The sequence below is a fragment of the Pelagimonas varians genome (assembly GCF_003208435.1).
Classification (GTDB): domain Bacteria; phylum Pseudomonadota; class Alphaproteobacteria; order Rhodobacterales; family Rhodobacteraceae; genus Pelagimonas; species Pelagimonas varians.
The window spans coordinates 46,001-59,140 of record NZ_QKMF01000008.1; the positions used below are offsets into that span (position 1 = coordinate 46,001).

Sequence of the window (13,140 nt, forward strand, 5' to 3'; positions counted from 1 at the left end):
CCCTACATCCGCGCGCCTGTTTCATCAAAATAGAACCGTTTTTCAGCAGGGGCAGAAACTCGCATCTCGTCGCCGATCCGGGCAAAGTGCTGGCCAAACAATCGCAAGGTTATGTTCTGTGTTCCGGTTTTGAGCATGACATTGGTGTCGCCGCCCAGTGCCTCCACATGGGCCACTGTGCCGCTGATGTCGCCTTGCGGGTCAATACGCAGGTCTTCTGGCCGAATGCCCATTGTACGCGGGTCCGCGCTGTCCACCACCGATGCGGGTAAAAAATTCATCGAAGGCGACCCCAAAAAGCCCGCCACAAACTGATTGGCCGGATTGTTATACAGCTCCATCGGGCTGCCGACCTGTTCGACACGACCATCGCGCAGAACCACAATCTTGTCGGCCAGAGTCATCGCCTCGGTTTGGTCGTGGGTCACGTAAATCATCGACGCTGCCAATTGGCGGTGAAGGTTGGAAATTTCAATCCGGGTGTTCATCCGCAGCGCCGCATCAAGATTCGACAGAGGTTCGTCAAACAAGAACAGTTTCGGCTGGCGTACAATGGCACGCCCAATGGCAACACGCTGCCGCTGCCCGCCAGAAAGCTCGGACGGAAACCGTTTAAGATAATCCTCAAGGTCCAGCATACGCGATGCTTCTGCTACGCGCGCATCTATTTCCTCTTTGCTTTGGCCCTCTTGCTTCAGTGCCAGTGTCATGTTGCCCCGCACATTCAAATGCGGGTATAAAGCATAGCTTTGAAACACCATCGCGATGCCGCGCTTGGCGGGCGGTGTGTGGTTAACCACTTCGCCGCCGATCTGGATCTCGCCAGCGCTGGCGTCTTCCAAACCCGCGATCACCCGCAAAAGCGTGGATTTCCCACAGCCTGAGGGACCAACAAAGACAACAAACTCACCGTCCTCGACCTCTAGACTGATGTCCTTCAGGACATGGGTTTTTCCAAAGGATTTGTGGACGCCGGTTAGGGAAAGCGCGGTCATTGGGATGTCTCCTTTGGCGAGACGGGCAGTGCTACAGGTTGGCCCGTTCGGATGCTTTGGTCAGCGGCAAGGCAAATCGCAAGCGACTGCACCGCATCATTCATATGTCGTGTAAGATCAATATTTTCGCGTATGGTACGGATCATGTACGCCTGTTCGGCATCACATAACTCCTGATGGCCCGGCTCATCCGGAAGGTCGATCACCTGATCACCGCTTGGGCGATGCACCAGCAAGCCGCCAACCGATGTGTGCCCGTCAATGTCGGCTGACGCGCCTTTGTTTCCATCGGTGATCGAAACCGAACCATTGGGGCTGACCACGTCTTTTACGAAACAGGCGGTTTCGGACATCATCGGGCCCCAGCCGGCCTCATACCACCCGACAGAACCATCGTCGAAGAACACCTGAAGCTGGCCGTAGTTATACATATCTGCGGCGATTTCATCGCTGAGACGCATGCCCATGCCATTCACGCGCACAGGCTGCGCATCGGTGATCTGGCACATCACATCTACGTAGTGCACTCCGCAATCCACGATGGGCGATGTGGTTTCCATCAGCGCTTTGTGCGTGTCCCATTCAGGTCCCGAACTTTGCTGGTTCAGGTTCATCCGAAATACATAGGGCCCGCCCAAATCACGGGCTTCCTTGATCAGGCGCACCCAAGATGGATGATGTCGCAAAATGTAGCCAACCACCAGTTTTCGCCCAGCTGCCTGTGCTTTGGCGGTGACTCGCGTCGCATCCGCAACCGTCATCGCCAGCGGCTTTTCGACAAAGACATGTGCGCCGGCCTCCATCGCGGCAATGGCATAGTCCGCGTGGGTTTCAGTATAGGTGGCGACAACAACCAGATCGGGTTTGGCATCGTCCAATGCCTGACGAAAGTCCGAGTAGATCGGATATCCCTGCAAATCAGGATGCGAAACGGTGCCAGAGCGGCTTACCAATCCGATGATCTCGGATTCAGAACCGGCGTGATGAGCCAACGCGTGGCTGGCCCCCATGTTGCCCAGCCCTGCAATCAAAACACGGATCATTTGACTGCCCCCGACGTAAGGCCACGAATCAATTGACGCGAGAAAATCACATAGAGGATCAACACCGGCAGGATCGCCATGGACAGGGCCGACAGCACTGCATTCCAGTCTGTGACGAACTGACCGATAAACACTTGGGACCCTAGGGTGAGTGTTTTTACTTCTTCTGCGGGGGCAAGGATCAGCGGGAACCACAAGTCATTCCAGATCGGGATCATATTGAACACCGCCACCGTCGCCATGGCCGGGCGCACCAAAGGCAAAACCAGACGGAAAAAGATCGTGTATTCAGACAGCCCGTCAATACGGCCTGCATTCTTGAGGTCTTCGGACACCTGCCGCATGAATTCGGACAAAATGAAGACCGCCAGCGGCAACCCCTGCGCAGTATAGACCAAAATCAGCGCCCAAAGCGTGTTCACCAGCCCCGTTTGCACCATCATTTCAAGGATCGCGACAGTGCCGATACGAATCGGGATCATGATGCCAAGCGCCAGATAGAGACCCATTATCATATTGCCCTTAAAGCGATATTCGCTCAGCGCGTAGGCCGCCATTGCCCCGAACAGCAAGATAAAGAACAACGACCCCACAGTGACAATGAAACTGTTCTGAAAGTAGAGAAAGAAATCCCCCTGCTTGAGAACCGTTTGATACCCAACCAGCGAAAAACTGTCTGCATCCGGCAGTGCCAATGGTTCGCGAAATATTTTCTTTCGGGTTTTGAAGCTATTGATAAGGATCACAAAAACCGGAAAAAACGCGATGAGTGTGTAGGCAATCAGCGCACCATGCATCGCGATGGCCCCGACTGGATTTGAACGTGCTTTATTCATGTCTCGGCCTCCTTACAGCTGATACCGGCGCATCCGGGTCTGGATGCCGAAGAGATAGATGCACACACCGACGAGGATGATCGCGAACATGGCGCTGGCGATGGCAGAGCCCATGTGCGGGTCGCCCAATTGAAGCTGAAATCCGAAGAAGGTGCGATACATAAAGGTGCCAAGGATATCCGTTGAAAAATCTGGTCCAGCCAAAGCCCCTTGGACAGAATAGATCAGATCGAAGGCATTGAAATTACCAACAAATGTCAGGATCGAGATGATTCCAATCGACGGCAGGATCAGTGGCAGTTTGATCTTCCAGAAGGCGGAAAACCCAGTGACACCGTCAATCTCGCCTGCTTCCAGAACCTCTTCCGGAATGGTCAGCAGCGCGGCATAGATCAGCATCATCGGGATGCCAACATATTGCCAGACTGAAATCAGCGCGAGCGTGGTCAGCGCGTATTCTTCTTTACCCAGCCACGGGGCGAACAAAGCTTTGAGACCAACCGCATCCAGCATCGATGGGGCAATACCCCAAATCGGAGACAGGATCAGTTTCCAGGCAAATCCCACAATAACAAAGCTCAGGATTGTCGGAATAAAAATGGCAGAGCGATAGAGCGCCGCAAACCGCAGGCGTGGATGGCTCAGAACCGCCGCCAGCGCCACCCCGATCGGGTTTTGCACCAGCATATGAACAACAAAGAACCAAAAGTTATTTCCCAGAGCATTCCAAAACTGTTCCGACCAAATCGGGTCCAGAAACAGGCGCTGAAAGTTTTCTAGTCCGACGAACACGCGCTCTTGGTCAATCTTGGAATACAGCGCAAGACGGAGCGTATTGAACAGCGGGAAAATCATCACGGCGGTGTAGACCAGCACAGCGGGTGCCAGAAACACAACAATGTGCCAGCGAAAGCGAGGGCGATCCATGGGGAACCTCTGGAAATGATTTCAAGGGGGATAGGGGTGTTCGGGCAGGCAGATCCCGCCCGAACGTTCAGCTCTCAAGCCAAAGGTTTACTGCTGTGGTTCGTACCACATCGCAAGACCGTCTTGCAGTTTTGCGCCCAGCTCAGCCGGAGTTGATGTCCCCTTGATCGCGGCAACAGAAGCGCCCCACGTGTCGTTTTCCAAGTTGGGCGTACCACGTGACAGGATCTGGTAAGTTGACCGAATGGTGCTTTCGCATTCACCGCGCCAGCTTACGAACTCTTTGGCCAGCGGGTCTTCCAGCTCAACCGGTGTGTTCGACAGTGGGAAGAACCCGGGCAGCGCGTTGCCAAAGATGCCCGCGAATTCAGGTGAGGCGACCCATGACAAAAACGCTTTTGCCGCTTCGGGATGCGCGGTTGCCGCATTCATACCGATGCCGATGTCGGTGTGGTCCGAGATATAGCAGGTGTCGCCAGCGGCCATAACAGGGGCCTTGAAGGCACCCATTTCGAAGTCGGCCTGAGCGTTGAAACCTGTGATTTCCCATGAGCCCGCAGGATAAATCGCCGCGCGGCCAAGGGTGAACAGGTTTTGGCTATCTGGATAAGTCTGCGCCTCAAAACCGTCGCCCAGATAGGGACCCCACTTCGCCAGCGTTTCGTATGGTTTCACCCATGCGTCGTCAGTCAGCTTTTGCTCACCTGCGATCAACGCCTGACGGCCTTCTTCGCCCTTCCAGTAGTTAGGACCAATGTTGTTGTAGCCCATTGTGGCCGCTTCCCACTGGTCATTTGTGCCCATGGCCATCGGGATATAGTTGCCGTCCGCTTTGAAGGCTTCAAGCGCCGCAAAGAATTCGCCTTCGGTGGTTGGGACCGCTACGCCAACCTCTTCAAAGGCTTCTTTGTTATAGATAAAGCCGTGGATCACCGATGCCATTGGCACACAAAAGCTGGCAGATCCATCGTCGCTCTGCCATGCGGATTTTGCTACATCAGAGAAATTGCCCATGGCTTCCATGTCGGCAAGATTGGCCAGATGACCTGCATCATACAGCGCCAAAGAAGCGTCAAACGGGCGGCAGGTGATCAAATCACCGGCAGAACCGGCATCCAATTTGGAATTCAAAACCGCGTTGTATTCGGTTGGCGCGGACGGGGTAAAGTTGACTTTGATACCGGGGTTAGCGGCCTCAAACGCCGGAATGATTTTGTCCTGCCACAGAGTCAGGTCATCATTGCGCCAGCTTTCGATGTTCAGCGTCACATCCTCGGCGAAAGCGCCCGTTGCTGTCAGGGCTGTGCTGGCCAATGCCAGAAAAAGTGCCTTGTGTTTCATAATGTTACTCCCAGTTTTTCAGTTTTTATTATGTGCAGATTTAGCCCCGACATTGCGCGGCCCAGATGCCCCTCTGCTGCACCTAATGCAGCATGGGCCAATTCAGGTGTTTGCGCACCCAAAGACAAAAGACAGGCGGTTTTGACATCCCCATCTGCGCGCGCCAGTGCGCTTGTCGCAGCGGCCTCGTCGACCTGAGTGATGCGGCAGACAATACCTCTGGCGCGTTCGCGCAGCTTGATATTGTCCGCCTTTAAATTGACCATCATACCTTGATAGACGTGCCCCAGCGCGACCCCCATCAGCGTCGACAAGGCGTTAAGGGCGATCTTTTGCGCCGTACCGGCCCCAAGCCGAGTTGATCCGGACAGAACTTCCGGCGGCGTTTGTAAAGCGACGGCATGGGTTGAAAGGTCAAACAGCACGGCATTTGGATTGTTGGCGATACCGATGACGGTTGCTCCAACCGATTGCGCTATTTTGGCGGCGCGCAGCGTGTAAGGAGTACTGCCGCTGGCTGTGACCGCGATCAGGCAATCGCGGCTTTGCAGACCCGCCAACGCCACAGACAGTTGCGCGACTTCATCTTCAACATCACCGGGCATATGCGCCGTGGAAGGCACACCGCCTGCCATCAAGATTTCAATCTGGCGGGAGGGAATACCAAACGTGCCACCCAATTCCATCGCGTCGGCCGCAGCCATCAACCCCGAGGATCCAGCCGCAACATAGTACAGCTTGCCATCACTGCGAATAGCCTCTGCCATCGCCACGCCACCGGCTTGCAACTGCGCAGTGCAACGCGCGACGACACCAGCGGCCTGAACCTGCGCATCGCATATAGCCATCACAGCCGCGTCCAGCGTCTGCACGTCCAACGCCAAAGCTTGCGGATGTATTTGTTCAGTTGTTGGCGTCACAGCAAGAATCCCCTCATCTGACCAGAAGCATACCTTTACAATACCATTTGTCTACCATTTTTTATTTCTGTTGATATTCGGCGATTTACGCCACGCAAATCGTCCAATAGGTATCATTTCGGCCTTTCAATTTTACAAAAGGTATTATATAGGTAGCACCATGACCAGACCACCCGACATAATCGCCATAGATGGCGGAGGCACCCGGTGCCGCGTCTCCTGCGAGATCGCAGGCCAACGTCACACCTATGAATCCGGCAGCTGCAATGTCACATCCGATATGGACGGGGCCGCACAGCAAATTCTGGACGGACTTGACGGGCTTGCCGAAGTCATCAGTCTTGACGCCTCAAAACTGCATTCCGTTCCGGCCTATTTAGGGCTGGCAGGCGTTACTGGCCCAAGCAAGGCCTCCGAAGTTGCAGGACGATTGCCGTTCTCACAGGTTCGCATCGAAGAAGATCGCGTAGCTGCGGCACGCGGTGCTTTGGGGCTGGGCAACGGGGCGCTTATCCATTGTGGAACCGGGTCTTTTCAGGTGGTCCAAACCGACGGGCACCCGCGCTTTGCAGGCGGATGGGGCGCAAGGCTGGGCGACGAGGCATCGGCGCAGTGGGTGGGGCGAATGGCCTTGTCCGCAACCCTGAACGCGCGGGATCAATTGACACCGCATACGGATTTGACAACCGCTTTGCTTGCACAATTTGGCGGAACGACAGGGATCGTTGAGTTTGCGGCAAAGGCCTCGGCCTCTGACCTTGGAACAATCGCACCAGACGTCACGGCAGCGGGAGAGGCAGGCGATGCGATCGCTAGGACCATTTTGGAAGATGGCGCAAATTGGCTGACCTTCGCGATCAAACGCTTGGGGTGGGCCGCACCAATGCCGATTACCTTTACTGGCGGAATTGCACCTTGCTACGCCCGCTACTTCCACGAGGACTTGCAAGACGTGCTGGCCCCCGCCTTTGGAACCCCGCTCGATGGGGCCATCGCCCTCGCTTATGACTTCAAAAAGGAGCTCATGGGATGAGTGTTTCTACGTTTCTGGACCCTGAGCAATGGCTCTCGCCCAGTGCCGGTCCGCGCTATGTCCAACTGCGCCGGCGGCTTGAACAGGGCATTGCCGACGGGGTTTTACCTGCCAACAGTTCACTGCCGCCGGAGCGTGAACTGGCAGATATGACAGATCTGTCCCGCGTCACCGTGCGCAAAGCCATTCATGAACTGGTCGAAAAGGGCCTGATCATTCAGCGTCAGGGGTCTGGATCCTTCGTTCGGGAAGCTGAACCAAAAGTTGAACAATCCCTGTCACATCTGACGTCCTTTACCCAAGACATGAGTCGACGCGGGATGGAAACGACGTCCAGCTGGCTTGAACGCGGGATATTTATGCCCTCCCCCGACGAAGTCATAGCCCTAGCCCTGTCCACGGGCGAATCCGTAGCGCGCATCACCCGCCTGCGCGAAGCAGGTGGACGGCCGATGGCAATTGAACGGGCAGCCTTGCCGCTAGACATTTTACCCAACCCGCTTGAGGTCACCACGTCGCTTTATGAGCTTCTTGATGCCAGCGGACAGCGGCCCGTGCGCGCGGTTCAGAAAATTTCGGCTGTCAATTTGCCCGCCAAGGATGCCGAGCTTCTGGGCGTCGCCGAAGGCACCGCAGGGCTAAGCATCAAACGCACATCGTTCCTCGAAAACGGACGTGTCGCGGAATACACCCAATCGCTTTATCGCGGTGACGCCTATGACTTTGTCGCCGAATTGCGGTTATCCAACGCATGAGGCTGAGTTATGACCACTGAAACGACCCAGATGCGCCGCGAGATCGAAGAGATCCCCGCGGCTGTTGATCGCCTGCTCACTGCAGGAGGCCCCGCAATCGCCAAGACCAAAGCCCTGATTGGCGATGATATTCCCTATCTTATGTCTGTCGCGCGCGGCTCGTCTGACCACGCTTGTTCGTTTTTGAAATATGCGTGCGAGCTGGAACTGGGGTTGCCGATGGCTTCGGTCGGACCGTCGGTCGCGTCGATCTACGGGGCCAAGCTAAAGGTCCCGAAAAACGCGCTATGCCTGTCGGTCTCGCAATCCGGCAAAAGCCCCGACATTGTCGAATTGACCCGCGCCTTGACCGAGGCCGGAGCCACCAGTGTGGCGATCACCAATGACGACACGTCGCCGCTGGCCCAGATCGCGACGGCAACCCTGCCAATCTGCGCCGGACCTGAGCTGAGCGTCGCGGCAACCAAGACGTTTGTCACCTCGATGGTGGCGGGTTTGTGGTTGATCGCTGAATTGAAAGGCAACACCGAATTATTGACCGCAATCCGCGCCCTGCCCGAGCACTTGGAAGCCGCAACCAAATGCGATTGGACCATGGCCGCCAATGCAATCAACGGCCAATCTGTTTTGACCTTGGGGCGCGGCCCGTCTTTTGCCATTTCGAACGAAGCTGCGCTGAAGTTCAAGGAAACCTGCCAAATTCACGCCGAGAGCTATTCTTCGGCAGAGGTCATGCATGGCCCCGTTTCGATAGTTGAGCGCGGATTTCCAGTAATCGCCTTTGCCGCTGCGGATGCAGCAGAGCAATCTTTGGTAGATGTGGCTGATGCGCTGACCGAAAAAGGCGCACTGGCCTTTGTCACCAGCCGCAAAGCCAAAAAGGCGATCTGCCTGCCGCATCAACGGACAGATCATTGGCTGACCGACCCGATTTCATCCGTTGTGTCCTTTTACGCGATGGTCGAAAAGGTCTCGACCGCGCGAAATGTCAATCCGGACGCCCCGCGCCATCTGAACAAGGTAACGGAAACGGTATGAACCCTGCGCGCCAGATCTTTCACGGTGGTCCGATCTTTGACGGGGAACGGTTGCTGAACGATCATTGCTTGGTCGCCCAAGATGGGGTGGTCGCGTCAATAGAGCCTGATCGAAATAGCACGGATGATTTTGAAGCGATCGATCTGGGCGGAGACATACTGGCACCGGGTTTTGTTGATTTGCAGGTGAATGGCGGCGACGGGGTGATGTTCAACGATGCCCCGACGTTGGAAACCTTGCAACGCATGGCCCGCGCGCATCGCAGCCTTGGGGCAACGTCGATTTTGCCCACCTTGATCACAGATACAGCGAATAAAACCGCCTCCGCGATCGCCGCTGCAAAACAAGCCATCGCCGCAAACACCCCGGGGATCGCCGGATTGCATCTGGAGGGTCCGCATTTGTCGGTTGCCCGAAAGGGCGCGCATTCAGCAGGGTTAATCCGCCCGATGGATGATGCCGATTTGGCAATGCTGTTAGACGCGGCTGCAGAGTTACCCGCCTTGATGCTGACAGTTGCCCCTGAAAATGTCCGCACCGATCAAGTGCAGGCATTGGCTCAGGCCGGAGCCATTGTTTCGCTGGGGCATACCGACGCCGATTTTGAAACCTGTATGGCATATACCGACGCTGGCGCGCGCTGTGTCACGCATCTGTTCAACGCCATGAGCCAACTTGGAAACCGCGAGCCCGGCTTGGTGGGGGCCGCATTGCAAAACGGAGCGCTGTCAGCAGGTCTGATCGCAGACGCCGTGCATGTGCATCCTGCTACGATCCGCGCCGCATGGGACGCCAAGTCAGGCCCAAGCGAGGTGTTTTTGGTCAGTGATGCGATGGCCTGCGCTGGAAGTAACATTCAGTCGTTTGAAATCGACGGCCGCATCGTCTTGCGCAATCAGGGTCAGCTGACGTTGCAAGACGGCACTCTGGCCGGCGCAGATCTGGACCTGTGCACCGCCTTGCGCGTGATGGTTCGGCAGGTCGGCATTCCTTTGCAGTCTGCTTTGCGGGCCGCGACGTCCGTTCCGGCGAATTTAGCGGGATTGAAACAAGGCCGCCTGATCGGGGCAAATGCATTGGATATGATCCGCATTACCCCTGAATTTGCGCTGAACCCACAATCACCGGCTCTAACCGAAACCACAACTGGCGCTTGACGCGCCTGTAGCCCGGTTTATTTCTACATTCATGTTCACAGAGCTCGTTGTCCCATCTGTTTTTCTGGCGCTTGCGTCCATTGTAGTGCCGCGCCGTCTAGAGCGGCTTGTACCGGAAACGATTGGCGGGCTGGTCTTTTTGACAGTGCTGTCTTGCGCCGCAATGCTTTTGATTTCAGCCTTGGGGTTTTCAGCGCTTTATCAGGTCGAGAACCCCGAATTGACAGAGCGCTTGCTGAGAGACGGTTCCACCGGCTTTTGGCATTTTTTATCGCTGGGGGCTAAAGCCGGTTTGATCTGGGGGCCGATTTTGGCGCTGGTTGTTTCAACAGCACCGCGCCGGTGGACAACGAACACTTGGTAGATCACACCAAAGGTTGATTTTTCTCTCCCTTAGGCTCAGATGATAACTAGCAAAGGGGAATGCAATGATCGCGCTGGGGCGTTTTGTGATCGTCGGCCTGTTGGTCCTATCGATTGTCTATATCGTGTCGCTGTTGCGCCTGCGCGCAAAAAAGCGCGACGCGCTCGAAGACGATTGGCGCGTCGACGGACGCAAGGGCGATGTGGACGATTATGTCGATGACGGCCTCAGAAAAAGCCAAAAACTACGGCGCTGGTCACTGTTTGCTCTGGTCTATGGTCTGCCAATCTGCATTGTGCTGACCATCGTATATCTGACAAATTTCCACTGAAAGGGGCCGGAAATGGCGTATGTCAAATGGACCTTAATTGTTGTGTTTTGGGTCATTGTAGCTGGCTTCTTGCACTACACTCTGCCGCAGCACGACATTGTTCGGATCACCGACACCTATGAAAAGCGGGTCGATCCCGGCGACAACAGCTTGTTTTGGGCCCAAGCAGATGTGGGCAGCGATGGTACAATGCCCAATCGTGACGTGTTCTTTATCCAAACCACGACACCGGACGGCAAGATCATCGTTTACCGCAACGAAGACACCGGATGGGGCTGGCCGCCCTATTTCAAGTTCGATACCTCAAACCTTTATGCCGAGGCGACCGATCTGAAATCAACATCCGCCGTACCGCGCTGGATTGCCGTGCGCCACTACGGCTGGAGGAGCGAGTTTATCTCGATCTTCCCCAACGCTCTCTCGGTTCGCGAAGTCGAAGGGCCGGATGTGCAAATCATCCCATGGCTTAACATTCTCATCCTGACCGGTTTGGCGGCACTGTTCTGGGCAATCCGAGTACGTTGGAACCGGTTTCAGGCCAAGCGGATCGATCCAATGATCGAAAGCGTTGAAGACCGCATCGATGATGGTGGAAGCTGGCTAAAGCGCACGTTTAGTAGAAAAAGCTGATAAATCATTCAGTACACAAGAAAATATGCCGGTCGATCTGCTTTCAGGTCGGCCGGCATTCTTTTGTGAGGGCCGGTGTTACCTTTTGCCGTAATACAGCCCGACAACATGTTCTGCTTGCGCGAAAAACAACCAACGCGACACAACAACCCCGGTGACATGCGAAAGCACGGCGATGATTGCCATCAAGTGGTGGGGATTGGTCAGCAAAATCATCAGCGGCAAGACTGTCATCAACCCCAATGAAATCAATCTCAGCTTGTCGCCGTGTTTACGGCCAACGACATAGACAAACTCTTTGAGCAGATAGTTGGTTCCGGTGTGAGGTGGCTCAAACGCCCGCACAGATCCGCGATCCCCAAGGCCCGTCGCCGTGCCAATCGTCGCGCCCGCATCGCCAAAGCGCAGATCACCTTGCCAAAACCAATAGGCCTGAACCCCGCCCGCCAGCGCGATCAAAAAGATCGCCATGGAAATCTTGCCCGCCAACAATGCGCCGCCGCCAAGAGACAATGCAAAAAACAGCACCGGTGTGGACCAATGATGCCAGCGCGGGATTGTCTTGAGTTGCGCGTAGATCATCGATGTGGTGCCAACGGTCGCCATGCATAGCAACGCCCCCAGCCACCCCAGAACGGCGACATGGACGCCCAGTACAATCAGACAAAACGCATAAAGGCCCATCACCAGCATGGCCGACGCAGCGGCCCAGGCCTCTCGGCTCAGCCAACTGCTCTGCCATTGGCTGAACGCTTTCAGCGCGCGCTCGGGATGCCCGAGATGAAAGGTCGAGGCCGCAAGCCCGATGCCCGTCATTCCAAAAGCCAGTGTAAAAAAGGTAAACCCGACCCAGCCGCCGCTGGGATCCGGATCAATACCTAGCCAAAACAGAAGACCAAGACCGAGGCCTGACAGCGTGGTAAAGGCAATAATGGAGGGTGCTGGATGCATCAGATTTTCTCCAAAGCTTTGTCGAGCCAACCCAGAAATCCTGTGGCCTCGGTTGCGACAGGTTCAAGCCACGGGGCCAGAACGTCAACTTCGCCTTCCCACGTGTCCTTGGGTTTGGGAGGAAGATATTTGTTGACCGGCTTTGTGCCCAACTCGGGCATGAGATCCATTCCGCCACGCTCTGCACTTAGTTTCGAGACATTGCTGTCTGGATCTGCGAAATCGCCGAAATGGCGTGCGCCTGCAGGGCAGGTGCGCACACATGCGGGTTCGCGGTCCTCTTCGGGTAGATTTTCATTGTAAATCCGATCCACGCAGAGGGTGCATTTCTTCATGACACCTTCAGCAGCATCCAGTTCGCGTGCTCCGTAAGGACAGGACCAAGCGCATAGCCCACACCCGATGCAATCACTTTCGTTGACCAGAACAATGCCATCTTCGACCCGTTTATAGCTGGCCCCTGTCGGGCAAACCGTCACGCAGGGAGCATCATCGCAGTGCAGGCAAGATTTGGGGAAATGCACCAATTGCGCCGGAGCGGCGGCTGGTTGCACTTCGTAGCTGTGAACACGGTTGAGGAACGTGCCAACCGGATCGGCACCATACGGGTCTTGATCTGACAGCGGCGCGCCATAGTTTTCCGTGTTCCAGCCTTTGCAGGCAATGACGCAGGCGTGGCAGCCGACGCAGGTGTCCAGATCAATGACCAGCCCAAGCTTGCGATGGGTGGTTTGTGGAAGTGAGGTCATGGGTGGGCCTCCTGCAGGATTGGCATGTGGACGGGGCAGGACCGGGGCGCTGCCCCGGACCCCGGAGTTT

The 13,140-nt window shown here is 55.8% G+C and carries 15 protein-coding genes; 7 read left to right on the forward strand and 8 right to left on the reverse strand.

The annotated features are described in order from the left end of the window. Positions 1-2 precede the first annotated feature (2 nt). The 6 genes from C8N36_RS12210 to C8N36_RS12235 form a co-directional block, all read right to left on the reverse strand. On the reverse strand, positions 3-995 hold the full coding sequence (locus C8N36_RS12210; RefSeq protein WP_097805027.1) for an ABC transporter ATP-binding protein: 993 nt from the start codon (positions 993-995) through the stop codon (positions 3-5). Next, complete coding sequence (locus C8N36_RS12215; RefSeq protein ID WP_176527093.1) at positions 992-2,038, reverse strand: Gfo/Idh/MocA family protein; 1,047 nt, start codon at positions 2,036-2,038, stop codon at positions 992-994. Before C8N36_RS12215 ends, C8N36_RS12210 begins: the two co-directional genes overlap by 4 nt. Beyond that, positions 2,035-2,874, reverse strand: coding sequence for a carbohydrate ABC transporter permease (locus C8N36_RS12220; protein WP_097805026.1), 840 nt, complete (start codon positions 2,872-2,874; stop codon positions 2,035-2,037). The genes C8N36_RS12215 and C8N36_RS12220 overlap by 4 nt, the downstream gene beginning before the upstream one ends. 12 nt (positions 2,875-2,886) lie before the next feature. Next, complete coding sequence (locus tag C8N36_RS12225; protein WP_097805025.1) at positions 2,887-3,801, reverse strand: carbohydrate ABC transporter permease; 915 nt, start codon at positions 3,799-3,801, stop codon at positions 2,887-2,889. 87 nt (positions 3,802-3,888) lie between these two features. Next, positions 3,889-5,142, reverse strand: coding sequence for an ABC transporter substrate-binding protein (locus tag C8N36_RS12230; protein ID WP_097805024.1), 1,254 nt, complete (start codon positions 5,140-5,142; stop codon positions 3,889-3,891). Next, positions 5,139-6,062 carry an N-acetylmuramic acid 6-phosphate etherase gene (locus C8N36_RS12235; protein ID WP_245910801.1) on the reverse strand — a complete coding sequence of 308 codons (924 nt, stop codon included), beginning with the start codon at positions 6,060-6,062 and terminating at the stop codon, positions 5,139-5,141. The genes C8N36_RS12230 and C8N36_RS12235 overlap by 4 nt, the downstream gene beginning before the upstream one ends. A 160-nt stretch (positions 6,063-6,222) precedes the next feature. On the opposite strand from C8N36_RS12235, the gene C8N36_RS12240 reads away from it, so the two are divergent. From C8N36_RS12240 to C8N36_RS12270, 7 genes are all read left to right on the forward strand, one after another. Further along, positions 6,223-7,095 (forward strand): glucosamine kinase nucleotide-binding domain-containing protein, encoded by an 873-nt coding sequence (locus tag C8N36_RS12240; RefSeq protein WP_097805023.1) that lies wholly within the window; start codon positions 6,223-6,225, stop codon positions 7,093-7,095. Continuing rightward, complete coding sequence (locus tag C8N36_RS12245) at positions 7,092-7,850, forward strand: GntR family transcriptional regulator (protein WP_097805022.1); 759 nt, start codon at positions 7,092-7,094, stop codon at positions 7,848-7,850. Before C8N36_RS12240 ends, C8N36_RS12245 begins: the two co-directional genes overlap by 4 nt. Positions 7,851-7,859: 9 nt before the next feature. Next, positions 7,860-8,888 carry an SIS domain-containing protein gene (locus tag C8N36_RS12250; RefSeq protein WP_097805021.1) on the forward strand — a complete coding sequence of 343 codons (1,029 nt, stop codon included), beginning with the start codon at positions 7,860-7,862 and terminating at the stop codon, positions 8,886-8,888. After that, positions 8,885-10,045, forward strand: a complete 1,161-nt coding sequence (gene nagA / locus C8N36_RS12255; RefSeq protein WP_097805020.1) for an N-acetylglucosamine-6-phosphate deacetylase — start codon at positions 8,885-8,887, stop codon at positions 10,043-10,045. Before C8N36_RS12250 ends, nagA begins: the two co-directional genes overlap by 4 nt. Positions 10,046-10,076: 31 nt before the next feature. After that, positions 10,077-10,409, forward strand: coding sequence for a hypothetical protein (locus C8N36_RS12260; RefSeq protein ID WP_097805019.1), 333 nt, complete (start codon positions 10,077-10,079; stop codon positions 10,407-10,409). Between the two features lie 64 nt (positions 10,410-10,473). Then, positions 10,474-10,740, forward strand: coding sequence for a hypothetical protein (locus tag C8N36_RS12265; RefSeq protein ID WP_097805018.1), 267 nt, complete (start codon positions 10,474-10,476; stop codon positions 10,738-10,740). A gap of 12 nt (positions 10,741-10,752) precedes the next feature. After that, entirely contained in the window at positions 10,753-11,370 is a 618-nt protein-coding gene (locus tag C8N36_RS12270) for a DUF1523 family protein (RefSeq protein WP_097805017.1), read from the forward strand. Positions 11,371-11,448: 78 nt separating this feature from the next. Here C8N36_RS12270 and C8N36_RS12275 read toward each other — a convergent pair whose 3' ends face one another. Together C8N36_RS12275 and C8N36_RS12280 are read right to left on the reverse strand one after the other, a co-directional pair. Continuing rightward, the gene (locus C8N36_RS12275) at positions 11,449-12,321 is read right to left on the reverse strand and encodes a dimethyl sulfoxide reductase anchor subunit family protein (RefSeq protein ID WP_097805016.1); all 873 of its coding nucleotides are present in this window, start codon (positions 12,319-12,321) and stop codon (positions 11,449-11,451) included. Beyond that, complete coding sequence (locus tag C8N36_RS12280) at positions 12,321-13,070, reverse strand: 4Fe-4S dicluster domain-containing protein (protein WP_097805015.1); 750 nt, start codon at positions 13,068-13,070, stop codon at positions 12,321-12,323. Before C8N36_RS12280 ends, C8N36_RS12275 begins: the two co-directional genes overlap by 1 nt. Between the last annotated feature and the right edge of the window lie 70 nt (positions 13,071-13,140).

What these genes read in the sequence shown, in the direction of transcription:
- C8N36_RS12210 (WP_097805027.1), bottom strand. Translation starts at nt 995, where the DNA reads ATGACCGCGCTTTCCCTAACCGGCGTCCACAAATCCTTTGGAAAAACC.
- C8N36_RS12215 (WP_176527093.1), bottom strand. Translation starts at nt 2,038, where the DNA reads ATGATCCGTGTTTTGATTGCAGGGCTGGGCAACATGGGGGCCAGCCAC.
- C8N36_RS12220 (WP_097805026.1), bottom strand. Translation starts at nt 2,874, where the DNA reads ATGAATAAAGCACGTTCAAATCCAGTCGGGGCCATCGCGATGCATGGT.
- C8N36_RS12225 (WP_097805025.1), bottom strand. Translation starts at nt 3,801, where the DNA reads ATGGATCGCCCTCGCTTTCGCTGGCACATTGTTGTGTTTCTGGCACCC.
- C8N36_RS12230 (WP_097805024.1), bottom strand. Translation starts at nt 5,142, where the DNA reads ATGAAACACAAGGCACTTTTTCTGGCATTGGCCAGCACAGCCCTGACA.
- C8N36_RS12240 (WP_097805023.1), top strand. Translation starts at nt 6,223, where the DNA reads ATGACCAGACCACCCGACATAATCGCCATAGATGGCGGAGGCACCCGG.
- C8N36_RS12245 (WP_097805022.1), top strand. Translation starts at nt 7,092, where the DNA reads ATGAGTGTTTCTACGTTTCTGGACCCTGAGCAATGGCTCTCGCCCAGT.
- C8N36_RS12250 (WP_097805021.1), top strand. Translation starts at nt 7,860, where the DNA reads ATGACCACTGAAACGACCCAGATGCGCCGCGAGATCGAAGAGATCCCC.
- nagA (WP_097805020.1), top strand. Translation starts at nt 8,885, where the DNA reads ATGAACCCTGCGCGCCAGATCTTTCACGGTGGTCCGATCTTTGACGGG.
- C8N36_RS12260 (WP_097805019.1), top strand. Translation starts at nt 10,077, where the DNA reads ATGTTCACAGAGCTCGTTGTCCCATCTGTTTTTCTGGCGCTTGCGTCC.
- C8N36_RS12265 (WP_097805018.1), top strand. Translation starts at nt 10,474, where the DNA reads ATGATCGCGCTGGGGCGTTTTGTGATCGTCGGCCTGTTGGTCCTATCG.
- C8N36_RS12270 (WP_097805017.1), top strand. Translation starts at nt 10,753, where the DNA reads ATGGCGTATGTCAAATGGACCTTAATTGTTGTGTTTTGGGTCATTGTA.
- C8N36_RS12275 (WP_097805016.1), bottom strand. Translation starts at nt 12,321, where the DNA reads ATGCATCCAGCACCCTCCATTATTGCCTTTACCACGCTGTCAGGCCTC.
- C8N36_RS12280 (WP_097805015.1), bottom strand. Translation starts at nt 13,070, where the DNA reads ATGACCTCACTTCCACAAACCACCCATCGCAAGCTTGGGCTGGTCATT.